This is a genomic window from Devosia rhizoryzae, from assembly GCF_016698665.1.
GTDB lineage: Bacteria > Pseudomonadota > Alphaproteobacteria > Rhizobiales > Devosiaceae > Devosia > Devosia rhizoryzae.
In genome coordinates this window covers 1,593,104-1,615,661 of sequence record NZ_CP068046.1, presented here as the reverse complement: position 1 = coordinate 1,615,661, position 22,558 = coordinate 1,593,104, and the positions used below count along the sequence as shown (strand labels likewise).

Annotated in this window: 21 protein-coding genes, 1 tRNA gene and 1 riboswitch; of the genes, 8 read left to right on the top strand and 14 right to left on the bottom strand. The window is 61.8% G+C overall.

The features are described from left to right. Positions 1-137 precede the first annotated feature (137 nt). Both JI748_RS08020 and JI748_RS08015 read left to right on the top strand, forming a co-directional pair. The gene (locus JI748_RS08020) at positions 138-449 is read left to right on the top strand and encodes an integration host factor subunit alpha (RefSeq protein ID WP_164535307.1); all 312 of its coding nucleotides are present in this window, start codon (positions 138-140) and stop codon (positions 447-449) included. 58 nt (positions 450-507) lie between these two features. Continuing rightward, entirely contained in the window at positions 508-963 is a 456-nt protein-coding gene (locus tag JI748_RS08015; protein WP_164535308.1) for a MerR family transcriptional regulator, read from the top strand. Between the two features lie 174 nt (positions 964-1,137). Here the strand turns inward: JI748_RS08015 and JI748_RS08010 are convergent, their stop codons facing one another. Both JI748_RS08010 and JI748_RS08005 read right to left on the bottom strand, forming a co-directional pair. After that, a complete protein-coding gene (locus tag JI748_RS08010; protein WP_201636655.1) occupies positions 1,138-1,395 on the bottom strand; it encodes a hypothetical protein in 258 nt (85 codons plus the stop codon). 68 nt (positions 1,396-1,463) lie between these two features. Next, the gene (locus JI748_RS08005; protein WP_201636653.1) at positions 1,464-2,438 is read right to left on the bottom strand and encodes a DMT family transporter; all 975 of its coding nucleotides are present in this window, start codon (positions 2,436-2,438) and stop codon (positions 1,464-1,466) included. Between the two features lie 97 nt (positions 2,439-2,535). Next, positions 2,536-2,682, bottom strand: a riboswitch (FMN riboswitch). 159 nt (positions 2,683-2,841) lie between these two features. Between JI748_RS08005 and JI748_RS08000 the strand changes: the two genes are divergently transcribed. Further along, positions 2,842-4,260, top strand: coding sequence for an MFS transporter (locus JI748_RS08000; RefSeq protein WP_201636651.1), 1,419 nt, complete (start codon positions 2,842-2,844; stop codon positions 4,258-4,260). A 44-nt stretch (positions 4,261-4,304) separates the two neighbouring features. On the opposite strand, the gene JI748_RS07995 is transcribed toward JI748_RS08000, so the two are convergent. From JI748_RS07995 to JI748_RS07975, 5 genes are all read right to left on the bottom strand, one after another. Continuing rightward, positions 4,305-6,308, bottom strand: a complete 2,004-nt coding sequence (locus JI748_RS07995) for an aldo/keto reductase (protein ID WP_201636649.1) — start codon at positions 6,306-6,308, stop codon at positions 4,305-4,307. Positions 6,309-6,338: 30 nt separating this feature from the next. Further along, complete coding sequence (locus JI748_RS07990) at positions 6,339-7,418, bottom strand: ABC transporter ATP-binding protein (RefSeq protein ID WP_201636647.1); 1,080 nt, start codon at positions 7,416-7,418, stop codon at positions 6,339-6,341. Positions 7,419-7,429: 11 nt separating this feature from the next. After that, on the bottom strand, positions 7,430-8,248 hold the full coding sequence (locus tag JI748_RS07985) for a carbohydrate ABC transporter permease (protein ID WP_201636645.1): 819 nt from the start codon (positions 8,246-8,248) through the stop codon (positions 7,430-7,432). After that, positions 8,245-9,129: a carbohydrate ABC transporter permease gene (locus tag JI748_RS07980; protein WP_233280640.1), complete on the bottom strand. Its 885-nt coding sequence runs from the start codon at positions 9,127-9,129 to the stop codon at positions 8,245-8,247. The genes JI748_RS07985 and JI748_RS07980 overlap by 4 nt, the downstream gene beginning before the upstream one ends. A 100-nt stretch (positions 9,130-9,229) precedes the next feature. Beyond that, positions 9,230-10,504: an ABC transporter substrate-binding protein gene (locus tag JI748_RS07975; protein WP_201636643.1), complete on the bottom strand. Its 1,275-nt coding sequence runs from the start codon at positions 10,502-10,504 to the stop codon at positions 9,230-9,232. 104 nt (positions 10,505-10,608) lie between these two features. Between JI748_RS07975 and JI748_RS07970 the strand changes: the two genes are divergently transcribed. After that, on the top strand, positions 10,609-11,523 hold the full coding sequence (locus JI748_RS07970) for a helix-turn-helix domain-containing protein (protein WP_201636641.1): 915 nt from the start codon (positions 10,609-10,611) through the stop codon (positions 11,521-11,523). Here the strand turns inward: JI748_RS07970 and JI748_RS17495 are convergent. Next, positions 11,520-11,648, bottom strand: coding sequence for a hypothetical protein (locus JI748_RS17495; RefSeq protein ID WP_267911610.1), 129 nt, complete (start codon positions 11,646-11,648; stop codon positions 11,520-11,522). The genes JI748_RS07970 and JI748_RS17495 overlap by 4 nt on opposite strands. Before the next feature lie 138 nt (positions 11,649-11,786). On the opposite strand from JI748_RS17495, the gene JI748_RS07965 reads away from it, so the two are divergent. Beyond that, positions 11,787-11,863: transfer RNA gene (locus tag JI748_RS07965), tRNA-Pro, on the top strand. A 23-nt stretch (positions 11,864-11,886) separates the two neighbouring features. Next, positions 11,887-12,837 carry a phosphotransferase enzyme family protein gene (locus tag JI748_RS07960; RefSeq protein WP_201636639.1) on the top strand — a complete coding sequence of 317 codons (951 nt, stop codon included), beginning with the start codon at positions 11,887-11,889 and terminating at the stop codon, positions 12,835-12,837. Here the strand turns inward: JI748_RS07960 and JI748_RS07955 are convergent. The 5 genes from JI748_RS07955 to JI748_RS07935 all read right to left on the bottom strand — a co-directional run bounded on the left by JI748_RS07955 (position 12,819) and on the right by JI748_RS07935 (position 18,817). Beyond that, positions 12,819-14,099: an O-antigen ligase family protein gene (locus JI748_RS07955; protein ID WP_201636637.1), complete on the bottom strand. Its 1,281-nt coding sequence runs from the start codon at positions 14,097-14,099 to the stop codon at positions 12,819-12,821. The genes JI748_RS07960 and JI748_RS07955 overlap by 19 nt on opposite strands. Then, positions 14,096-15,538 carry a hypothetical protein gene (locus tag JI748_RS07950; RefSeq protein WP_201636635.1) on the bottom strand — a complete coding sequence of 481 codons (1,443 nt, stop codon included), beginning with the start codon at positions 15,536-15,538 and terminating at the stop codon, positions 14,096-14,098. Before JI748_RS07950 ends, JI748_RS07955 begins: the two co-directional genes overlap by 4 nt. Positions 15,539-15,546: 8 nt before the next feature. Next, complete coding sequence (locus tag JI748_RS07945; RefSeq protein WP_201636633.1) at positions 15,547-17,061, bottom strand: undecaprenyl-phosphate glucose phosphotransferase; 1,515 nt, start codon at positions 17,059-17,061, stop codon at positions 15,547-15,549. Positions 17,062-17,143: 82 nt separating this feature from the next. Then, positions 17,144-18,262 (bottom strand): glycosyltransferase, encoded by a 1,119-nt coding sequence (locus JI748_RS07940; protein ID WP_201636631.1) that lies wholly within the window; start codon positions 18,260-18,262, stop codon positions 17,144-17,146. A 3-nt stretch (positions 18,263-18,265) separates the two neighbouring features. Then, positions 18,266-18,817, bottom strand: a complete 552-nt coding sequence (locus JI748_RS07935) for a polysaccharide biosynthesis/export family protein (RefSeq protein ID WP_201636629.1) — start codon at positions 18,815-18,817, stop codon at positions 18,266-18,268. 148 nt (positions 18,818-18,965) lie between these two features. On the opposite strand from JI748_RS07935, the gene JI748_RS07930 reads away from it, so the two are divergent. After that, entirely contained in the window at positions 18,966-21,248 is a 2,283-nt protein-coding gene (locus JI748_RS07930; RefSeq protein ID WP_201636627.1) for a GumC family protein, read from the top strand. Next, positions 21,248-22,288, top strand: a complete 1,041-nt coding sequence (locus JI748_RS07925; RefSeq protein ID WP_201636625.1) for a polysaccharide deacetylase family protein — start codon at positions 21,248-21,250, stop codon at positions 22,286-22,288. The genes JI748_RS07930 and JI748_RS07925 overlap by 1 nt, the downstream gene beginning before the upstream one ends. On the opposite strand, the gene JI748_RS07920 is transcribed toward JI748_RS07925, so the two are convergent. Then, on the bottom strand, positions 22,285-22,491 hold the full coding sequence (locus JI748_RS07920) for a DUF2842 domain-containing protein (RefSeq protein WP_201636622.1): 207 nt from the start codon (positions 22,489-22,491) through the stop codon (positions 22,285-22,287). The two genes, JI748_RS07925 and JI748_RS07920, sit on opposite strands and share 4 nt — an antisense overlap. Between the last annotated feature and the right edge of the window lie 67 nt (positions 22,492-22,558).

The following is a 22,558-nucleotide window of genomic DNA, read 5'->3' as shown; positions in this document are numbered from 1 at the left end:
GTTTGGAATTTAGCGTCGCTGGCGGGACTTAGCCGCTTTGGCGCTACACCGAATACGGCGGGGGTCGCGTTCGGAAGTCTCTATGTTGTGCCTCCTGCGGCGCGACATTGCTCGACCTGAGGAAAACGGGGGTCCGAATGACACAGAAGACAGTGACGCGCGCCGATCTGGCAGAAGCGGTTTATGGCTCTGTCGGCCTTTCCCGAACCGAGTCGGCCGAACTTGTCGAGCGCGTGCTCGAACTCGTCACCGACGCGCTGGTCACCGGCGCCAATGTCAAACTCTCCTCATTCGGCTCCTTCCAGGTTCGCTCGAAAAACGAACGCATCGGCCGCAATCCCAAGACCGGCGAAGAAGTCCCGATTCTGCCGCGGCAGGTTCTTGTGTTCAAACCGTCCAACGTGTTGAAGTCCAAGATCAACAAGTCTATGGTTGCTGCTGGAAAGTAAGGCTTTTCAGGGCATGTGCTGAGTCTGCACTCTGCTCTGGCAGGGGGAGACCGGCGGTTTGGACAAGTCGCCAGACGCGTTTCGCACCATATCTGAAGCCGCTGAGGAACTCGATCTTCCCCAGCACGTCCTCCGATTCTGGGAAACACGCTTCGCCACCATCAAGCCGCTGAAACGCGGCGGCGGGCGCCGCTATTACCGGCCGGAAGACGTGCTGCTGCTGCGCGGCATTCGCCACCTCCTTTACGATCAGGGCTTCACCATCAAGGGCGTCCAGAAGATCCTCAAGGATCAGGGGCCGCGCTATGTCATTGCCGTGGGCGAGGGCAAGCCGCTGGACGAAATCCTGCCGCTGATCGAACAGGCCGAAGAAGCCGGAGACGAGGCTGAACTCGAAGAAGCCGAAATGCTCGCCAGCCCGGCGCTCGACGCCGAGTCCCGCGAAAAGCTCTCCGAAGTGCTGCGCGAACTGCTGGAGTGCAAGCGGCTCCTGGAGCGCGCGCGAGAGCATTAAAGACTTGGCACGCCCACCCAACCTCCGGCTATCACGGGGGCGAAGTTGTCACACAGTTTCCACACCCACCGGCTGTCACCCCGGGCTTGACCCGGGGCCCATCCCGAGATCTCAGGATGGATCCCCGCCTCCGCGGGGATGACATCGAGTTTTTTGAAGTAGGCGGGGCAAAAGCTAAGGCCGCCCGTCGTCATCACGGGTTTCGCTATGCTCCACCGGTGGTGCCACCGGCTCCACCACTTCCGTATCCCGCGGATAAGCATAAAAGAAATTCCACGCCACATAGGCGAGCGCCGCGCCCACCAGCAGCGCCCAGAACATGTCCTGCGTGAAAAGCAGTTCCCAACCCAGCCACAGCGTCAAGAACACCGCGACGGCCACGCGCCGCCACATCGGTTTGAACCACTTGAGGTCGTTTTCCTTGAGCGCCATGGCGGGGTCCTGTGCTTGAATCTATGTGGCAAGGCTCTAGCACAAAGCCTTGCCGGGATTCGAAGATTTTAGGCCGGCATCATCCTTCCGCGACGGTGCTGGCCATGCTCGACCCAATAGATAAAGGCCGAAGCACCCACGATCAGCAGGGCGCCGGGCCAGAACCAGGCCGACGGCACCTGACCCAGGGCCACCCAGCCAATCAGGCCGCTGAGCGGCACTTTTATATCGCCGAAAGGCTGCAAGTAGACCGCATCGGCCACCTTGTAGGCAAAGGCCAGCAAGTACTGCGCTGCCGCGGTCAGCGCGCCCAGCAGCAACAGCAGCCAGAGCCCGTCTCCGCTCGGAAGAGCAAACGGAAAACCAGTCGCCATCCCCGCAGGCAAGATGCCACCCAGGGCGTTCACCAGCAGCAGGATCGCGAGATGGTTCGGCGTCATCAGTACGAGAAGGGAAATGGTCAGCGTCTCGGGGCGCTCGCCGCGCATCACCAGGTACTTGGTCAAGACGTCGGTCACCGCCCACAGCGCCGCCGCCACGATCGGCACCAGCGCCTGCCAGCCCAGCCCTTCCGCACCGATGCCGGAAACGATGATCGCCCCAGCAAAACCCGTCATCGCCGCGGCGATACGTGCCGGCGAAGCACGCTCGCCCAGGAACAGCGTCGAGCCGATGATGATAAACAGCGGACCCGTCGCCAGCAGCGTCACCATCTGCCAGATCGGCACGCCTGAAGCGTAGCCATAAACAAACACATGCACGCCCAGCGCCGAAGCAAAGGCACGCAACTCATGGGCGAGCGGGTGTCGCGTGCGCAGATTGCCAAGACCGATCCTCAGGATCAGGGGCAGTGCAAGCACCGAGGCGATCAAGTACTGCCAGAAGGCCATGCCTGTCGAGCTCATGCCGAAGCCGCCATATTCGGCCGGCGTGGGCAGCACGGCTTGCAAGGTATTGCTGCCGGCAAACGCTAGGCTCGCGACCAGCATGAACAGCGCGCCCGAAGTGGCGTGGCTGCGGTAGGTAGAGGAAATCTGGTTCATAGTCGTCCTTTCCGTAACCAGTTTCCTCAGGGTTACGGGAGACGACGAGCCGGAATGGCGCCGCCAATAGGCCACGCGCGCCCGGCAAGGCGCTTGATCCCGTTCTCTTTCATCCGGACTATACCGTCGGCTCCGGAATCACACCGGATCTGCTGACCCCTCGGGACTGACCCGAGGGCGCTCGCGGGCTTGGCATCGCTGCCTTACCGCCGGTGGGGAATTGCACCCCGCCCTGAGAACATTGCAGGCCAAGCCTGCGACCGCAAATCTAGGGCAGTGGCGCCGGGTGGGCAAGGGAGCACAAGGGTGTAACTGTGCGCCGATCGGGCAACTGGTAGAGCAAAGCGCTTCCCAAAGCTGCCGCACTAAAATACTCAGCCAATGATCACCTTCCGAGACCGCCATGACCGAAACCGTCGAAGGCCGCTGGGCCGAAATCTTTGGCCCGCGCTATCTGCCGGTGACGCTGATCCTTTGCCTCGGCGTCTCGCTCTTTGCCTTCAACGCGTTTTTGTCCTCGACCGCTCTCCCTTCCGCCGTGCAGGAACTTGGTGGCGTCGAGGTGATCTCCTGGGCAACGACGCTCTATCTCGTCTTCGCCATTGTCGGCGGTGCGGCCGCCGCCATGTTGAAACGCCGGTTGGGCTCGCGCTGGTCGCTGCTGAGCATGGCCGGCATGTTCCTCGCCGGCACCCTGATCGCTGCCGTCGCCGGCGACATGACCCAGGTTCTAGCCGGACGCGCCATCCAGGGCCTGGGGGAGGGCGTCGTCGCAGCCCTCTGCTTCGCCTTGATCCCCGAACTCTTCCCCAGCCGCCTTGTTCCCAAGGTCTTCGGCATGCAGGCGGTGGTCTGGGCGGTCGCCGCTTTTGGCGGGCCTGCCGGCGCCGGGGCGCTGACCGAACTCATCTCCTGGCGCGCCGCCTTCCTCATCAACGTGCCGCTCGTCCTGATCTTTTGCGCCATGGTACTGGCCGTCGTCCCGCGCGGCGACAAGCCCGTGGATGAGCACGGCTTCCCCGGCCTTCGCCTCCTGGCTATCGGCGGCGGCACCATGCTGGTCGCCCTCGCCGCTGTCGCGCCAGCCGCCCAAGCGCTGGCGCTCCTCGTTGCTGCAGCCGTCGTCCTCGCTGCCGCGGTCTGGCTCGATCGTCGGAGCGCCGAACGCCTCATGCCGCCCGACGCCTTCTCGTTCCGCACCGCTGTCGGGTCAGGCCTCTGGATGTTTCTGCTGATGCCGATCGCCGGCGCTACGACCGGCGTCTACCTCGTCCTTATCCTGCAACAGGTCTGGAACTACGGTCCGACCCACGCCGCCATCGTGGGTGCCGTCATGGCCATCGGCTGGAGCCTGTCCTCGGTCACCGTGGCAAATGTGCGCAAACGCTCCACCCGCCGCATTCTCATACGCACAGGCCCGGTTCTGCTAGCATTTGGGCTCATAAGTGTTCTCACCGGTCTGCAACTTGCACAACCCGTTGTGCTGATCGTGGGTCAGCTGCTGATCGGCATGGGCTTCGGCATTTCCAATGGCTACATCATGCTGACCATCATGGAATCAAGCTCCGACGCCGAACGCGACCGCACCTCCGCCCTGCTGCCAACCACCCAATCTGCCGGCAATGCCCTGGGTGCCGCCTTGGCCGGTGTCGCTGCCAATGCGGCCGGCTACGCGACTGCTACGACACAACAATCCATGCTTGCAGCAATCGTGCCGCTGTTCGCCGTGGGCATCGGATTCGCCATCCTCTGCTTCCTCGCCGCACTGCGTCTGGTGCACCTATCCAAGACCGCAACCATCGCGACCTTTGCCGAGGAATAAAAAAGTCCCGGATTGCCGGGGCTTTGAGTTGGGGAGGGAAGAGGTCAGCCCTGTTCCAGCCAAGCCACCTGTTCTGGCGTCAGCTGGATTTCAAAGGCCTTGAGGCTGTCTTCGAGCTCAACCAACCGGCGCGGACCGATCAGCGGCACGCTGGGAAAGGGCTGCGCTAGCACATAGGCCAGCGCCACATGGATGGGTGAATGTCCGAGCTGTCTTGCCAGCTCGATCGCCCGGTCGCGGCGGCCAAAGTTCTGCTCATTGTACCAAACGCGCACCAGCTCCTGGTTGTCGCGCTTGTCGCGCCCGGCCGCCTCGGTGAAGAAGCCTCGACCCTGGCTCGACCAGGAGAAGTTCGTCACCTGGCGGTCAGTCAGCCATTGCTTGAAGTCTGCCGTGCCCGCGGTGACGCAGCCCGACCAGATCGGGTCCAGCATTTCGGCAAGCGAGAAGTTGTTGCTCAAGACCTGCGGCTTGGTCTTGCCGGCGCGCTCTGCATAGGCGATGGCCTCGTCGAAGCGCTCGCGTGTCCAGTTCGATCCGCCAAACGGCCCGCGAATGCGGCCCGCCTTGACCTCGGCATCCATGGCATCGACGAACTCCCCGACCGGAACATCCAGATTGTCGCGGTGCATGAAGTAGACGTCCACATAATCGGTCTGTAGCCGGTCGAGCGATTGTGTCAGCTGCTTGCCGATCACATCGGGATAGCAGAGAGGCGAGTGCGCCCCCTTGCCGATCAGTACGGCCTCTTCGCGCACGCCACGATTGCGCTGCCACTGCCCGAAAAGCTTTTCGGTATAGCCGCTGCCATAGACGAAGGCGGTATCGAAAACATTGCCGCCCTGTTCCCAAAAGGCGTCGAGGAGGATAGCGCCGGAGGCGAAGCTACGAAAATCCTCAAAGCCGAGCGCCACGGCCGAAGCTGGTTTGTCGAGGCCTGGGATCGCACGCTTGGGGATCGTACCGACATTGCCGCCAAGCGGCCGATTTTCCAGCGTGTTGACGCGCTTGGCCGCTGATTCCACCGAGTACTCGATCCCGGCATCGGCCCGCCACTTATCGAGCACCCGCAGATTGCCCAGAGTATCGTCCCAGCTCATGCCGGGATTGTTGAACTCCTTGCGGCCTTCCCGGATCGCCAGTGATGCGGCTTCAGCCTCGAACGAGAACACGTGTCGCGTTTCGTTGACGCTGATGGTTTCGGTATGGCCCTTCTTGATGATGTCGATCTTGCCCAAACCCTGATCGCGATTTCCGCCTGCAAACCAGAAATCGGGCACTTCGATCCTGCCTTCCGAGCCATGGATGCGAAGGACGTTGTCGAGATTAGCCATGACGGCGCAACTCACCTGCGCCACGATACCGTTTTCGAAGGTGAGCAGCGCCGCGGCCCAGTCGTCGGTGCCTTCTGCATTGAGGCTCGCTGCGCCCGCAACCCTGACCGGATCGGCAAAGGGCTCTCCGATCGCAGCGCCCGCGATAAGCCGCGCCATCGAGACCGGATAGCCGCCCACATCGAGAATGCCGCCGCCGGCAAGGTCGGACGCAAACAGCCGGTGCTGCGGCTGGAACTTGCCCATTGAAAAGCCGAAGCTCGACTGGATCATGCGCACCTCACCAATCGTGCCGGCCTTGATCAGCTCGACAATCTTGGCCGTCTGCGGGTGGAGGCGGTACATGAAGGCTTCGCCCGCAAAGGTTCCGGCCTTGCGGTGGGCGTGGAATACGGCGTCTGCTTCATAGGCAGAGAGTGCCAAGGGCTTTTCAACCAGCACATGCTTGCCCGCCTGCGCCGCCTTGATCGCCCATTCGGCATGGCCGGTATGAGGCACGGCGATATAGACCGCGTCGATCTCCTTGTCGGCCAGAAGTGCGTCATAGCCATGGACGATCCGTGCGCCCGGAAAATCTTCAGCAAGCCCCGGGCGGTCAGGGCTACGCGTCGCGATCGCTGCCAGTTCCCCACTTTGGCTTGCGGCCAGCCCGGCGCGGAACGACTTGGCAATGCTGCCCGGGCCGATGATGCCCCAGCGGATTTTTTCAGACATGATTGCAGTCCTATACCAGAAGGAAGGGGATCAGCGGATGCGCTGCCCGTTTTTGTTGAAAAGGTAAGCCTGACTGGCGCTGATCGAGACCGTGATCCGGCCCTGTCCGATCTCGCGCCGGGACTCTTCACGCTCGATGATCAGCGGCTCGCCGTCGGTGCGGGAATAAACATAGCTGGTGGAGCCCAGATGCTCGGCCACGTCGATCTCGAGCGTGAGATTGGCATCCCCGGCGTTGGGCGCGCCGAAATGTTCCGGTCGCACGCCGAGCAGGACCTCCTCGCCCGCCGAAACGCCGGTGACCATCATGGTCAGTCGCGCTTCGGGATGATCGCGAAGCGCCACCGTGGCGTGACCGTTGCCGGCATCCACGACCCTGGCCTGCAAGAAGTTCATCTTCGGCGAGCCGATAAAGCCAGCGACGAACTGGTTGGCGGGATCGTCGTAAAGGTCGAGCGGCTTGCCGATCTGTTCCACGAGGCCGTCGCGCAGCACGACGATCTTGTCGGCCAGCGTCATGGCCTCGACCTGGTCATGCGTCACATAGATGATAGTGGTTTGCAGTTCCTTGTGCAGTCGCGCGATCTCGATGCGCATATGCACGCGCAATTCGGCATCAAGATTGGACAGCGGCTCATCGAAGAGAAAGACGTCCGGATTGCGGACAATGGCACGCCCGATGGCGACACGCTGCCGTTGGCCACCCGAGAGCTCCTTGGGATAGCGATCCATCAAGGGACCAAGCGCCAATATGCGGGCCGCAGCATCGACCTGACGCGCAATCTGCTCCTTGGGCACGCGCGCGAAGCGGAGCGCAAAGCCCATGTTTTCCCGCACCGTCATGTGCGGATAAAGCGCATAGGTCTGAAACACCATGGCAATGCCACGCTGGGACGGATCGACATCGTTCATGCGCTTGCCGCCGATCTCGAGGTCACCTTTGGAGATCGGCTCGAGCCCGGCAATCATGCGCAAGAGCGTGGACTTGCCGCAGCCCGACGGCCCGACGAAGACGACGAACTCTTTCGCTGCAATGTCGAGGTCGACGCCCTTGATCACCTCCAGCGACCCGAAGGATTTGCGAACGCCTCTAAGAGTTACGCTGCTCATGACCATTGCACCTATTTGACAGCGCCCAGCATGCCTTCGACGAAGCGGCGCTGGAGCAGGAAGAAAATGATGAGGGTAGGTAGGGTGGCAAGGATCGCGCCGACCATGACGACACCCCAGTCCGGCACATAGGCGGAGATCAGGCTGGCGGTGGCCAGCGTCAGCGTCTTCATCTCATTGGTCTGCAGGACGATGAGCGGCCAAAGATAATTGTTCCAATGCGTCATGAAGACGATGATCGTCGCCGCCGCATAGGTCGAGCGCATCACCGGCATGTAGACGAAAAGAAAGATCTGCCATTCCTTGAGGCCATCGATCTTGGCGGCGTCACGGAGTTCGTGCGGAAACGCCTTCGTCGCCTGGCGAAAGTAGAAGATGATGAAGATCGAGGCGACTGAAGGCAGGATGATCGCCTGGTAGGTGTTGATGAGCTTGAGGTTCGCCATCATGATGAAAAGCGGGATCATCAGTGCCGCAAACGGCACCGACAGCATCAGCAACAACCCGGCAAAGACCTTTTCGCGAAAGCGCGACCGGAAGATCTCGAACCCGTAACCAGCCAGCGACGAAATCACCAGCGTCAGGGCGGTACCCACCCCCGCGATAAAGAACGAGTTGAACATGAGCCGGGGCAGGTCGAGCGTTGTGACCAGCTTGCCGATATTGTCGAACAAGGCGGTGCCGAAGCTAGCCTTGCCCAGCGTCACATCGGCCGAAGTGTTGGTGGCGCCCACCACCATCCAGTAGAAGGGAAAAATAGAGACGAAAGCTGCCAGCGCGAGCAGGACATATTGGGCGGCACGGCCGATCGGGGCGAGGGGATTGCTCATGCGCGCCGATCCCGTGCCAGGAAGAACTGGATGACGCTGAGGATGCCCACCAGCACGACGATCACATAGGAGACCGTCGCCGCATAGCCGAAGCTCGGCATGAACTTGAAGCTGAGATTATAGATGTAGAGCGACAGCGTCAGCGTCGAGTCCGATGGCCCGCCGAGGGTAATGAGGTTGGGTTCGTCGAAGAGCTGCAACGTGCCGATGGTCGAAATCACGGTGGTGAAAAGGATCACCGGCTTCAGCATCGGCACCGTCAGATACCAGAACCGCGCCCAGGCCGGCACGCCATCGATGCGCGCCGCTTCGTAGATCGAGCGGTCGATGTTCTGCATGGCGGCGAGATAGAAGATCATGTTGTAGCCGGTCCATCGCCAGGTGATGGAGGCGACGATGACGACCTTGGCCCAGAACGGATCGGCCAACCACGGAATGGGCGATCCAATTAGACCAAGGTTCATCAGCATGTCATTGATGATGCCCTCCTGCCCAAACATCGAGCGGAAGACGACCGAATAGGCGACCAGCGATGTCACGCAGGGCAAAAAGATAGCGGTACGAAACCAGCTGCGGCCCCAAAGTTTGCTGTCGTTCAGCGCATTGGCGAATAACAGGGCCAGGATCAGCATGATCGGCACCTGGATCGCGAGGAATGTCAGCGTATTTGTCAGCGCCCGGAGGAACACCGGATCTTGAGTCAGTCGCATGACATTGGTGAAGCCGCCAAAGCTCATCACCATGCCCCGTCCGGTCTGCAAGCTCATCCAAAGCGACCACAAGATCGGATAGATCATGAAAAGGCCAAGCAGGATCAACGCCGGCGCAACAAACGCCCAGCCATTGATCTGCTCGCTGCGAGCCAGTTGTGATTGCGCCACCTGCTAACCCCCTCAGAATGCGCGTCGCCAACGGCTCCGCACTCGAAAGCGCGGAGCCGCGGGAGGCCGGAGGCGGCGAGCCCCCTCCGGGAACCGGGTGTTACTGGACCTGCTGGCGGACCTGGGCGTCGATCGCGGCAGCAATCTCGTCCACATTGCCGCCCGATGTCAGGGCAGGGATCTGGGCGATCACGGCGGCATCGGCTTCATTGGTGAAGATGCCGTAGTTGACCGCCGGGATCTGGCCGAGCCAATCGGAGAAGTTCTGCCAAACCGGTTCGCCGCCGAAGAAGTCGTCGCTTTCGGAATAAGCTGCGCCTTCGCGCGCCGCCATCAGCGAACCGACCGCACCCTGGTTGACCAGGATCTCCTGGTAGAAGTCAGCGTCCGAACCCCAAATTGTTGCGAGGAAATCGATCGCCTCTTCCTTGTTGGGAGCAGACGAGAGGACATACCAGCTCGAGCCGCCGAGGTTGGAGGCGTGCGTCGCGCCTTCAACGCCGTCGAGCTTGGGGAGGGGAGCAATGCCCCACATGCCCGACTGATCGGCATTGGCCTTGATCGTGCCCACCATCCAGACGCCGGTCGGCGTGGCAACGGTGTCACCCGAAGTGAACGAGCCGGTATATTCGGTCCAGCCTGCGACCGGCTTGGTAATGCCCGAGGCGACCAGATCCTGATAGGTCGAGAGCGCTTCCTTGAACACGGCATTGTCGGCGATGTTCACGCTGCCATCGGCGTTGAAATACCAGGAGCCAGCTGATTGCATCATGATGCGGATGATGCCTGCATCATTGGGGTCGAACGGCAGCAGCACCTTGCCGGTCTTTTCCTTCACATCGGTGCCGATCTCGATCAGGCGATCCCAAGTGATATCGGCGAGGTCGGCGGCGGTATAGCCGGCTTCTTCGAGCACGTCGGAACGATAGAAAAGGCCGGTAACGCCGGAGTCGAACGGCACCGAATAGGTCTGGCCGTTGAGCGTCGCGAGTTCGACCTTGTAGGGAGCAAAGTTGGAATAATCGATCTTGTCGGTCAGCGGCTCGAAGGCGCCCGGAAACGACTGGAGGTATTTTTGCGCGCCGTAATCTTCGATCAGCACAATGTCGGGAAGACCGTCGGTCGTGCCGGAGGCAAGCTGCGCCTGAAGCTTCTGCTCGAGGTCGGCCTTGGCGAAGTCGACAACGGTCACGGTCGTGTCGGGATGGTCTGCTTTGTAGATTTCGGCAGCCTTGTTCATGGTGGCGCCGTTGAAGTTCGGGTCCCAGGCCCAGACGGTGATTTCGCCAGCCGAAGCGGCGGCAACGGTGAACAAGCTGATGCCGGTCATGGTGACGGCAAGCGCGCGGGTCCACCGCGAAGTGGTGCGAGACATAGTATCCTCCCTTTTTGTTTGCTCTTCCTCCGAGCCCTACCTAAGCTAGTCATACTAATCGCCGCGTCGCTCTTAATCGGTATGCGGAATTGGCGGAAAGTAAGATGGACGGTCGCGTATATTACGAGCCACTCGTGGACGGCGTCGAACGCCTCCCGACTGAGTTGCAGATGTTCCATGGCGCGCCGCTGATCATGCGGGCAGCCCATTGGCACGCTCAGGTCGAGATCAATTTCATCGTTCGCGGCTGGGCCCATTACAAGATGAGCGGGCACGAAGCCACGTTCAGCCAGGGCGATCTTGCGCTGTTCTGGGGCGGGCAGCCGCATTGGCTCGATGAGGGGTCGGAGGACCTGGTCTACGCAGGCGGACACTTGCCGCTGGTGCACTTTTTCCGCTTGCGCCTGCCGTCAGATGTGCAGGCCAAGCTGATGAAGGGTGCAACCCTGGTCACGCACGCGACCGATGCTTCGGATCCGATCAACTTCGCCCGCTGGAATGCCTATGCCCGCTCTGGCGATTCGATAAAGGCGAGCCTCGCCGTCGATGAACTGCTGTTGCGCATCGAGCGGATCCGCTTCTCGCCCTACAGTCTTTTGCCCGAATTGCGTGCCGTCGAGGACAACGGCGGCCTCGATCACCACACCTCGCCTATCGTCGTGCGCATTTGCGAATACATCGCAGAGAATTTCCGCGAAGAGATCGATTCCATCGATATTGCGGTGGCGGCCGACATCCACCCCAAATACGCGATGACCGTCTTCAAGAAGTCGACGGGAATGACGCTCAACGACTATGTCAACCTGATGCGCCTGTCTTATGCGCAGGCCATGTTGATGCGCGACGACGCCAGCGTCTTGACCATTGCCATGGATAGCGGCTTCGGTTCGCTCAGCGCCTTCAACAAATCATTCCGTAAGGTCGCAGGCACGTCGCCAAGCGATTTCCGTCGCGACGTGCGAGGTCGGCCCGTCGCCGCAATAACGGCGCGCGACCTTGCACACCGGGCAGCGCTTTAGACGCGGCCCTGACCGAGCATGACCATGGCGATCAACGTCGCCGCGCCGATCAACCAGATAGCGCCTGCCAGCATGGCGAAGCCGCCGACGAAGTCGAGTTCAGGGTCGTTGGAACGAGCGTTCATGAGTTTCTCCTGCTGTAATCTACCCAATGTCGAAGGTAACATCCGGTTGCCTTGCCCGCTTGGCAAGCCTCACAATCCCTCCGCCACCGAAATTGAGGGTTGCGCTCTTCCGGTGGGTTGATTATTGGTCCGCCCAGTCGGGGCGTAGCGCAGCTTGGTAGCGCATTTGTCTGGGGGACAAAGGGTCGCAGGTTCAAATCCTGTCGCTCCGACCATTTCACCCAAAGTGTCGATTTCCATGCCGCTTGATCCGCATGACCTGCGAGATGCCATCGCGCTTTGGCCCCAGCTTGCCGGGGCGACGGGACGGCTGATCAACCATTCGGAAAATCACACGTTTCGCTTCGGCGACTATACGCTCCGCGTCCATCGTCCGGATTATCAGAGCCCCGAAACCATCGACAGCGAACTCGCCTGGCTCCAGGCGCTGCGCCGCGACACGGACCTGCCCATCGCAGAGCCGGTGCCGGGGGCCAATGGCCTTATGCTGCAGCACTTCAGGACCTCAGGAGGCGAGCCGCGCTACGCAGTGCTCTTCCGCTTCATTCGCGGCACCGAGCCGGATATGGGCAGCGACCTCACCGGGCTTTTTGCCAAACTTGGCACCTATGCCGCAACGCTGCACCAGCACGCGATTACCTGGCAGCGACCCCCGGCCTTCACGCGCCAAGCCTGGAATGCCGCGTCCATCCTTGATGCCGATGGGCTTTGGGGCAACTGGCGCGTCGCCCCAGGAGTAAACGGTGCCAATCGACCGCTTATCGAACAAGCTGTCAAAATCCTTCGAAGAAACCTCGATGCCTATGGCGCCGACCCTGAGCAATACGGCCTGATCCACGCCGATATGCGCCTCGGCAATCTGCTCGTCGACGGCGACACCGTTAGCCTCATCGATTTCGATGACTCGGGCTTTTGCTGGTTCACCTATGACTTTGCCGCCTCAATCTCGTTTTACGAGACGCACCCATCCGTGCCGGAACTTCGGAGGGCATGGCTCCAGGCCTACCAGCAAGTGCGGCCTCTCAGCCCAGCGGACATCGCCTCGCTCGATTCCATGATCTTGCTGCGTCGCCTCGCGCTCCTCGCCTGGATCGGCACGCATGCCGAAACCAAGTTGGCGCAACACCACGTGCCGGGCTTTGCGAAAGGCACGGCCGAACTCGCCGAGCGCTATCTCGTGCGCGGTTGAGCCTTTGCCGGGGCAGGGGTCTGCTCTGCTGGCCGCTGCCGCGTCGCCAGCCCAAGATTGTAGGCATTGACACCCCAGACCATGCCGAAGGCCAGCCACATATGGCGCCAATGTTCGCCCTCGTGCAGCGAACAACACATGACGACGCCGATCAGTCCGATCAGCAGCGCAATCGTGATCTCGTTGCGCGTGCGCCAGTAATTGTGGATGGAGATGACGACGCTCGAGATCACAAGCGTCAGCCAGGTGAACCCGCCGCCCCATCCGTAGTTCACGAATGAACTCAGCCAAATGTTGTGGATCGGTTCAGGGAAGACCTTCTCGAGCTGCAGCACGCCAACCCCGAGAGGATTGCTGAGGATCATCGGGATCACGAGCAGGTAGCGATTGTAGCGGCCCTGTTCACCAAGGTCATAAGCCTTGGCGAAGGTCAAACGGTCCAGCAGCTTTGCGGTGAACTCCGCGGAGCTTACGCTCGCGATTGCGAACAGGAGGGCGCCGATCACGACCACGCCCCCCAGCACCATGAACAATCGGCGGGGGTTCTTCCGGTAGTGAAAGACCAGATAGACGAGGAGGCAGAAGATCATGGCGACCGCGGCAATGCGCGAGAAGGACAGGAAAATGCCCAGCATGATCAATGCCATGCAGCCGAGGTAATAAAGCGTGCCGCCGCGCCCCTTGGAGAGGAAATAGGCGCAAAAAACGATGCCGGGAATGAGGAACGAGCCATACATGTTGGGATCGTCGATCAGGCCCTTGGCACGGCCGTCCCAGGTCAGAAGCTGCATCTGCGTCAGGAAACCGATTGTCCCCAGAACGCCGCCGATACAGCAGGAGACGATATAGACCTTCATGAAGGTCTCAAAATGCCGCTGCTTCCAGGTCATCGACACGAAGGCGGCGACAAAGGCAATCGAGATGGCGAAAGTCTTGGCGATCAATTCGAAGATCACGAAGGGTTCGCTGAGAAACGCCAGCGACGGCAGGATGAAGAACACGGCCCATGAGCCCAGGAGCAGCGTGAGGAACAAGGCCCGGCGGGAGATGATGGCCTGGGGCTGCAGGACGATATGGGCAAGCGTGAATAGGAACGACAGAATGAACAGCAGATCGACCGGCGAGGGTCGCATCAGCGTATAGTTCATCGCTAAAACGGCAATCCAGAACACCGCATTGCGGGTCGAAAAAAGGGCGAAGCGAAGCCCGCCATAGGTCGTGCCGAGAGCTTGCCCGCCATCGCGGGAGTCGAGAGTGGTCATGGTGCCAATCCGTATCCGAGCACGAATTCCATCGCGCCGAGGCCTTCGCAATCGGCTGCAGCCGAAGCGAAGTGGGTCTGCCGGTCTTCCGCATAGCAGCGGTAAACCGGCACGCTGCCGGCCTGCTCATCCGCAAAGAGCCAGCCCGCCGTGCGGTCACGTGAATAATCGGCACAGCTGCCGTCTTCTGCCAGCATCTGGTCGAGATGCCCCGCCCAATCGCTGGAACATTCGGCGATCTTGCGGCTCGCAATATTTTCCGGTGCCTTGGTCAGAAGATGTGCCACGACGGCGTCCTGCCGGTATCCGGCACGCTCCCCCGTCTGCGGCCCAGTCGAGGTCACGAAGCGGTTCTCATCGTCGACATATCGCGTCAGCGCAATTCCGGCCTGGACCAGCGGCGCCCCTGGCTCGACCGTCAGCGACACTTCCTGGTGCACGAGGTAGCGGTCCTCGAAACCCTTGTCGGACGGCACGAAGATATAGCTGAGGAGGAACCGCTGCCCGACGGAATTGCTGCCGGTTTCGGGATCCACGATGGTGCTATAGCCAACCAGCTCGGTCTTTGCCGGACGCTCCCACTCGGTGCCATCCACCGGCAGGATCGGTTCGGCAACATCGGCGAATTCGAGCTTGTCGCGCGACAGCGACAACCGCACCCCGCCAAACCAAGGATCGTTGGCGACCGCGGCCACCAGATCGAAGTCGCGGAGATATCCTGCACCCGTCCCCACAAAACCGATATCGGTGGCGTGTCCATCGAGGCCCGGCTCGGTCCAGCTGCCTTCAAAATATTTGCGCCAGTCGGTCGGCAGGCCCAAGGGCGCGCGTGCAACAATGGTCTGCCAGTCGCTGGCCCTGAGGCAATAGGCGTAGAGAAAACCGTCCCCGCCATCGAGCATCGAGCAGTCGCCTTCGCCGGTGGTGAAACCCACCTTGGGCGCGTCCGCACCGCTGATGACCGTTCCGAGATCCGTCCAGGTGAGCCCGTCGTCCAGCGACCGAGCGATGGCCATTGTCTTGTCGGTCTGCCCGCCCGGCCCATAATTGCAGATGCTTTCCTGATGCACGAAGCCCAGAACCTCGTCGCCATTGCGCACGGTCGAGGTCAGCCAGCGCCCGCATTCCTCGGGCTCACCGGGGTTGCCGGGTTCGAGCACGGCCCGCCGCTCGCCACCCATGTCATAGATGTCAACGCCATCCACCGCATAAGTCGCGCCATTGGCGCTGAAGCCGCGGATCCTGCCGTCGGGCAGGCGGAGCGCGGTAAACGAGGCGTCCAGTTCATCGGGGAAGGGGCCGCGTACCACGACCGGCGGACCCACGCGAATGCTGAGGCACTCGATGCACAGTTCACCCATGGTCTGCGCAGACGCGCCGGGCATCCCGCAAGCGAACAGCGCCGCCATACCAGCCGTGCCCAAAAGTGCCTTCCTCATAGGCCCGCTCAATAGGCGTTCTTGGAGGTGAACAGGCGGATCGGCGTCATCACCAGAATGTAGATATCGAGGAGGATCGACCAGTTCTCGATATAATAAAGGTCGTGGTTCACGCGCTGCATGATCTTGTCGATCGTGTCGGTCTCGCCCCGCCAGCCATTGATCTGCGCCCAGCCAGTGATTCCCGGCTTGACGCGATGGCGAGCGAAATAGCCTTCCACCGCTTCATAATAGAGCTTGTTATCCGCCTTGGCGTGCAGCGCATGCGGACGCGGACCGACCACCGACAGCTCGCCCTTGAGTACATTGAAGAGCTGCGGCAGTTCGTCGATCGACGTCTTGCGGATGAAACGGCCAACACGGGTCACGCGCGGATCGTCCCGCGTCACGAGCTTGGATGCGTTGGCGTCGGTCCGGTCGGTATACATCGAGCGGAACTTGTAGATGTCGATCAGCTCATTGTTGAAGCCATGCCGCTTCTGCCGGAACAGGACGGGTCCCTTGCTCTCGAGCTTGATGGCGATTGCGGTGATGATCATCACTGGCGACAGCAGGATCAGCGCGAAGAGCGCAACGGCGCGGTCGAAGACTGCCTTGAACACCAGGTTCCAGTCCGAGATCGGCCGGTCCGCCATGTCGAGAACCGGCAATTCGCCGACATAGGAATAGGCTTTTTCGGTGAACTTGAGCTTGCTCGAATGGGCTGAAAGCCGGATGTCGACCGGCAGCACCCAAAGCTGGGTCAGCATGTCGAGCACGCGCTTTTCTGCCGAAAGGGGCATGGAGACAATGACGAGGTCGACGGGCGTGCGCCGCGCGAATTCGATCAGGTCCGACACTCGACCGAGCTTCTTGTGGCCTAGAACCTCGTCCGGCGAACGCTCGCCCTCGCGGTCGTCGAAAAGGCCCAGGAGGTTGATGTCGCGCGATGCGCCAGCTTGGATCTGCTGGATCAGGATGGCCGCGTCGTTTCCGCCGCCAACGATCGCCGTCCGCCGCTTCAGCCGGCCCTGCTCAGTCCAGCGCTGCACCAGGATGCGCAACAGCATGCGGTAAATAACCAGCGTCCCGGCGCCTGATAGGAGCCAGGTGATCAGCCAGAAGCGCGAGATCAGGTCGCTCGCCTTGAACAGGAACACGCCAACCATCAGCACGACCATCACCGCCGTCCAGGCGCCGATGATCCGTCCCAGCTGCGAGTAAAGCGTGCGGTAGGCAGAGATGCGGTGGAGGCGAACGGCATTAAAGACGACGTTGGCCAAAAGCACCGTCGTCAGAATGACGGGGATGTAGACCGCGTCGCTGTTGGGATTGATGTAGGCGGCGTGAATGCCATAGCCCAGCAGCGCCAGAAGTGCGGCCTCGGCCACCTGGGCTACACCTGTAATGACCGTCCCTGACAGAGAAGATTCAACCGGCGCGGCGATGATCGCTTCCGCCTGCGGCGTCAGCCGCTGCTCCTGGTCGACCGGCTGCCGCGTGGCGTGGTCGGTGATAGCCTTCTGAGGGTCGACGCGATACATGAGACACTACCGGCACACTTCGGGTGTGGGCATTTTCGGTCACATGCGTTTAAGTTCAATGAAATCCGGCGTCTGCTTTGTGTCAACCGCCCAGGTAGAGTGCCTCGATGCGGTCGGTCATGCGCGCCATCGAAAATCCGGCGGCGACATGCGCCAGGCGACTATTCATTTCCGCGCGGGCTTTTTCAGGATCGTCCAGTGCGCTCTGCATGGCACCGCGTAGCGCCAGCACGTCCTCAGCCGGCACCAAGCTGTTCGCCGTAGGCCCAAATATTTCGGGAATGCCGCCGACATTGGTGGAAATGACCGGCAATTGTGCCGCGGCCGCTTCAAGAACCACATAGGGCAGGGACTCGGCGTGCGACGGAACGACGGCGATACGTCCCTTGGCGAAGGTCGGCCGCGCCGGCTGCGCACCCAGCAAGAACACCCGTCCGCCAAGCCCAAGCTGGTCGATCTGCGCTTCGAGCGACCCACGCTCCGCGCCGTCGCCAGCCATGACCAGGGTCGCCCCCGACCCATCTGCCCGTTTGACCCCGCTCAGAGCAGCGATAAGCGTGAATATGCCTTTAAGAGCCCGCAACTCGCCGACAAAGACGAAGTCTGCAGCATCCACATTGGGCTTCACGGGCACGAACTCTTCCTGCCGCAACCCATTGTGGATGATCTCGGTGCGGCAACTCGGCTCACCGATCAGTGCCGAATACGTCTTTCTGGCATAGGCACTCTCGAAGATGATGGCCGAGGTCTTGGCCATCAAGATGCGCTCGAGGCTGTGAAACAGCCGGCCCGGTGCTGAAGTCTTAGGGTAGTGCAAAACCCCGCCATGCGGCGTGTAGAAGACCTTTGCCCGCGAAAGCCCATATTTGGCCAGGCGCGCGTAAAACCCGCCCTTGGCTCCATGCCCGTGGATCACGTCCACATCGAGCCGCTGTGCCAAAGCGCTGACTGCAAACGGGGTGGTGAGATCGCCTTTGCCGAACAATCGCGGCATGGGGAAGCGGTGGATGCCTAAAGCCGCGTGCGGGCTCAAAGCCTGGAGCAGCCCTTCCGTTTGGCTATCGTTGCTGAGCGTATCGGCCACGATGCCGACGCTGTGCCCGCGCGCAGCAAGCTCGCGCGTCAGATCGCCAACGTGGCGGAAGAGGCCGCCCACGGGCGCGCGCAAAACCTGGAGAATGCGCAGGGGACGACTGTCCACTGCCTAGAACCAGCGTTCGGAAACGACCACCGTGTCGCCCGGATAGATCGGGAAATCAAGATCCACCGCGCCCTTGACCATCTGGTTGCCCTGGCGGCGATAGACCACTGCTTGGTTGCGGTCAGCCGTATCGGTATAGCCGCCGGCGGTGCTGATCGCTGCACGCACCGTCATGCCGTAAACATAGGTGAACTGGCCGGCATTGCGGATTTCGCCCTGGATGAAGAATGGGCGGTATTGGTCGATTTCGACGGCCACGTCGGGATCGCGCAGATAGCCGTTTGCCAAAGCCGCCGACAACCGGGCCGAAGCCTGTTCTGTGGTGCCGCCGCGCACGGCGACTGGACCGACCAGAGGGAAGGCAATCGCGCCATTGTCGTCGATCTTGTAGCTCTTGCTGAGCTCCGCATCGCCATAAACGGTGACCCGCACCACGTCGCCCGTATCGAGCTGATAGGGTCCCTTGGTCTCCACCAGATAGGTGGCCGGCCGCGTCGTGGCACAGCCAGTCAGCGCCAGGGAGAAGGAAAGAGCAATTAGAGGTAGCCAGCGCATGGAAATCCCGCCGTCGAGTTGACGCTACTCTCGTCTGGCGTGGTTAAAATTTCCCTTATAGCGCGTAAGTTGCGATGCAGTTTGCACGGCGATTAACCGAATGTTGACCACGGATAGGCTTATCTCGGTGCGAATTCGAGGATCGTCCATGTCTTACGACCAGCACGCACCAGATGACGCGCGTATCGATATTGCTGCCATTCTTTCAGCAATTGTCCGGCGGCTGCCACGCATAATCCTGGTCACGCTGGGGTTGCTGGCCCTGACCTTCGTCTTCCTGATGTTCCAGCCGCGGCTCTACGAATCGTCGGCCTCGATCCTCGTTGAACCGCGGACTGCCACCGAGCAGACCAATACGGTTGTTACCGGCAACGCCATCGGTGTCGTCTCGAGCCAGATCGGGTTGATCAAGTCGCGCGATACACTGATCTCCGTGATCGACGCGCTCGACCTGCGTTCCGTGTCCGAATTCAACGGCAGCCAGTCCGGCTTTTCGCCGCTGGGCATGATCATGCAGTTGGCCGGCCGCGGCGCTGCCACGCCCAACAGCATCGATGAAACCGTGATCCGCACGCTCGACGATCGCCTGTCAGTCTCGCAACAGGGCGATTCGGGCATCATCTCGGTGTCTGTCCTTTCCGAAGATCCGGACCTCGCCGCGCGGATCGCCAATGCCATCGCCAACACTCACGTCTCCCGCCGTGCCGGCCTCTCCATTTCCGACACTGCCGAGACCTCCGGCTGGTTGCGTGGCGAGATCGAGCGCCTGCGCGGCTCCGTGGTGGAGGCCGAAAGCGCCGTCGCCGAATTCCGCGTGAACAACGACCTGCTTCCCAACCAGGGCAATACCAGCCTTCTCGATCAGCAGCTTTCCACCATCTCGGCAAACATCACCGCCGCCCAGGAGCGCCGCAGCACGGCCGAGGCGCGCGCCGCGCTGATCCGCGGCATGATCGATCGCGGCCAGCCGCTTGAGGGTCTTGCCGACGTTCAGAGCTCAGCCATCATCCAGCAACTGAGCCAGGAAAAGGCGCGGGTGCAGGGCGAACTGGCACAGCGCTCGGCGACCTTGCTCTCGAGCCACCCCACCATGCGTTCGCTCAACGCCCAGGTGAACCAGCTCAACGAGCAGATCCGCATCGAAGGTCAGCGCGTTGCCGCCTCGCTCGATGCCGAAGCCCAGATCCAGTCCGACCTCGAAACGTCTTTGCGCGCCGAACTCGCCCGCAGCAAATCCAGCGCTTCGACCGCTACCCGCGATACGGTGACCCTCGATAGCCTCGAGCGTGAAGCCAAGGCGCAGCGCGACCTGCTGGAGGCCTATCTCCTGCGCTACAACGAAGCTTCCTCGCGCGTCGAGGCCAATTCGGCTCTCCCCGACGTCCGCGTCGTCTCCGTCGCCGCCCCTTCGGTGACGCCCGCGTCGCCAAAGACGTCCTTAGTCATGATCGGCGTCGGCCTTGTTTCCGTCGCCTTGCAGATTGGCATTATTGCCTTCTCCGAACTCATGTCCGGCCGCGCCCTGGCGCCGGTGCGCGCCCGCCCGCAGGATGAGCTCGAAGCCGTGCCCTTCGACGAAGCAGAGCTCGAGCCCGAGCAGCGTTGGGAAGAACCCGAGGTCGTCGCCGAAACCGAGCCGGTCATTGTCCCAATCGTCGAACCGGTCGTCGCCGAGCCCGTGCTGGCCGAGCCCGTTCTGGTCGAGCCAGAAGTGGTCGAGCCGATCGCGCCGGCCGCCGAAGCCATGGCTCCTCAGCCTGATACGGCGCGCCAGTTCATCCAGATGGTCATGGCCGACAACAAGGCCGATGACGTGGTCGAGCCAGACCTGCCGCTGCCGCCCATGGTCACGCCCCGTGCCATGCCGCAGCGCCGCCGGGTGCCGGGGGTTGTCCGCTACTCCGATCTCTCCTCCGATCTGGTTCTCGGCCGCACCCATTTGCTGCTTCTGGCCGATCACACCGATGACCAGCCCAGCCAGCTAATGGCCGAAGAACTGGTCGGTGCAGCGCTGGGGCAGGGGCTCAGCGTTGCCCTGATCGATGCCGGCACTGGCCGCCGCACCGAAGCGCCTGGCCTAACCGATCTTTCCGCCGGCTCTGCCAGCTTTGGCGACGTGGTGCAGAAATCTGCCGACAACAGCTTTGCCGAAGTCACCTGGGGCCAGGGCCGCGCCGTGGATGCGCGCTCCAGCAAACCGCTGACGCTGGTAGAAGCCTTGGGCGATATCTACGAAGTCGTCGTCGTCCTGACCGGCAAGGTGGGTGGCACTTCAACGCTGCCCTACTTCGCCGAACTTGGCGGCCGCATCGTTCTCGTCACCGGCGCCGAAACCAGCGTCGAGGAAGCCGAAGCGGTCCGCCGCTCGCTCCAGGACGCCGGCCTGCCGCAGATCGAGATCGCCGCGCTCGCCGAGGCGGTTGCCGCCTGATGTCGCTGAAATACGCCGCCATTCGCGCCAGCTTCGAGGCGCTGTGGCTGGCGCGCCTGCCATCGCTGATCCGCCTCCTCTCTAAGTCGCGCGGCGTCATCTTCACCCTGCACCGTGTGCTGCCGGAGCCTCCGGCAGACTTCTCGCCCAATGCCATCCTCCAGGTCCGCCCCGACTTCCTGAACTATGTCATTGAGCGGGTCCGGGCGCTCGGAATAGACGTCGTCGACCTCGACGAAGCCCTCCGCCGTCTCGCCGAGCCGCGGCGCGGCCGCTCCTTCATCGTCCTCACCTTCGACGATGCCTACCGCGACAATCTCCAATACGCCCTGCCAATCCTGCGCCAGCACGAGGCGCCGTTCACGCTTTATGTGCCCACCGCTTTCGTGGACGGAACCGGGCAGCTTTGGTGGCAGGCCATCGAAGACATCATCGCGCGCCAGGAAGCGGTGGCTTTTACGGAAAACGGCGACACCGAATATGTCGACACCAGCACCACGGCGCTCAAGAAAGACGCCTTCAATCGTCTCTATTGGCAGCTCCGCAAGCTCCCCGAACCGCAGCGGCTGGAGCTTTTGGAAACCTTCTGCGCCGCCTATGGCTATGACCTAGGCAAACAGTGCCGCGAACTGATCATGGACTGGCAGGAACTGCGACTTTTTGCCGGCGATCCGCTCTGCACCATCGGCGCCCACACCGTGCATCACTATGAGCTTGCAAAGCTGCCGGCCGATCAGGCGCGCAACGAAATGGCGCAATCGGTCTCCGTAATCGAGGCGCAGTTCGGCATCCGCCCGGCGCACTTTTCCTATCCGCTGGGTGGACCGCTCTCCTGCGGCCCGCGAGAATTCGAGCTGGCCCGCGACCTCGGCTTCCGCACCGCCGTAACCACCCGGCCGGGTGGGCTTTATCCACTTCACCTCGAAACGCCCACGGCCTTGCCGCGAGTGTCGCTCAATGGCTATTTCCAGCAACGCCGCTATGTCGATGTCTTCGCCAGCGGCGGCCTCTTCACCCAGCTCGGCCGGGTGATGGGCTAAACGTCCGGCTTCGACATCCAGCCGATGGTCCACATGGCCGGTAGCAGCCAGCCCATGCCCGCGACGATGAAGAAGGCGATCAGCACCAAGCCCGGCAGGCCTTCAGGCAGCAGCAGGTAAATTGCCGTCGCACCGAAACACCAGGCGATGATCGAAGCGACCAGCACCGGGATCCCGATCAACTTGCGGTTACGCTGTTTCATCTGCGGCATCTGAACTGTTGCGGGCCCATGCTTGCGGGATTACCACTCCGCCAGTTTTGCCGATACC

Bases quoted from the DNA above. Each gene is read 5' to 3' on its own strand.
- JI748_RS07920 (WP_201636622.1), bottom strand. From the start codon at position 22,491: ATGAAACAGCGTAACCGCAAGTTGATCGGGATCCCGGTGCTGGTCGCT.
- JI748_RS08000 (WP_201636651.1), top strand. From the start codon at position 2,842: ATGACCGAAACCGTCGAAGGCCGCTGGGCCGAAATCTTTGGCCCGCGC.
- JI748_RS07935 (WP_201636629.1), bottom strand. From the start codon at position 18,817: ATGCGCTGGCTACCTCTAATTGCTCTTTCCTTCTCCCTGGCGCTGACT.
- JI748_RS17495 (WP_267911610.1), bottom strand. From the start codon at position 11,648: ATGAACGCTCGTTCCAACGACCCTGAACTCGACTTCGTCGGCGGCTTC.
- JI748_RS07955 (WP_201636637.1), bottom strand. From the start codon at position 14,099: ATGACCACTCTCGACTCCCGCGATGGCGGGCAAGCTCTCGGCACGACC.
- JI748_RS07990 (WP_201636647.1), bottom strand. From the start codon at position 7,418: ATGAGCAGCGTAACTCTTAGAGGCGTTCGCAAATCCTTCGGGTCGCTG.
- JI748_RS07945 (WP_201636633.1), bottom strand. From the start codon at position 17,061: ATGTATCGCGTCGACCCTCAGAAGGCTATCACCGACCACGCCACGCGG.
- JI748_RS07975 (WP_201636643.1), bottom strand. From the start codon at position 10,504: ATGTCTCGCACCACTTCGCGGTGGACCCGCGCGCTTGCCGTCACCATG.
- JI748_RS08005 (WP_201636653.1), bottom strand. From the start codon at position 2,438: ATGAACCAGATTTCCTCTACCTACCGCAGCCACGCCACTTCGGGCGCG.
- JI748_RS08020 (WP_164535307.1), top strand. From the start codon at position 138: ATGACACAGAAGACAGTGACGCGCGCCGATCTGGCAGAAGCGGTTTAT.
- JI748_RS07985 (WP_201636645.1), bottom strand. From the start codon at position 8,248: ATGAGCAATCCCCTCGCCCCGATCGGCCGTGCCGCCCAATATGTCCTG.
- JI748_RS07960 (WP_201636639.1), top strand. From the start codon at position 11,887: ATGCCGCTTGATCCGCATGACCTGCGAGATGCCATCGCGCTTTGGCCC.
- JI748_RS08010 (WP_201636655.1), bottom strand. From the start codon at position 1,395: ATGGCGCTCAAGGAAAACGACCTCAAGTGGTTCAAACCGATGTGGCGG.
- JI748_RS07925 (WP_201636625.1), top strand. From the start codon at position 21,248: ATGTCGCTGAAATACGCCGCCATTCGCGCCAGCTTCGAGGCGCTGTGG.
- JI748_RS07970 (WP_201636641.1), top strand. From the start codon at position 10,609: ATGGACGGTCGCGTATATTACGAGCCACTCGTGGACGGCGTCGAACGC.
- JI748_RS07930 (WP_201636627.1), top strand. From the start codon at position 18,966: ATGTCTTACGACCAGCACGCACCAGATGACGCGCGTATCGATATTGCT.
- JI748_RS07995 (WP_201636649.1), bottom strand. From the start codon at position 6,308: ATGTCTGAAAAAATCCGCTGGGGCATCATCGGCCCGGGCAGCATTGCC.
- JI748_RS07950 (WP_201636635.1), bottom strand. From the start codon at position 15,538: ATGAGGAAGGCACTTTTGGGCACGGCTGGTATGGCGGCGCTGTTCGCT.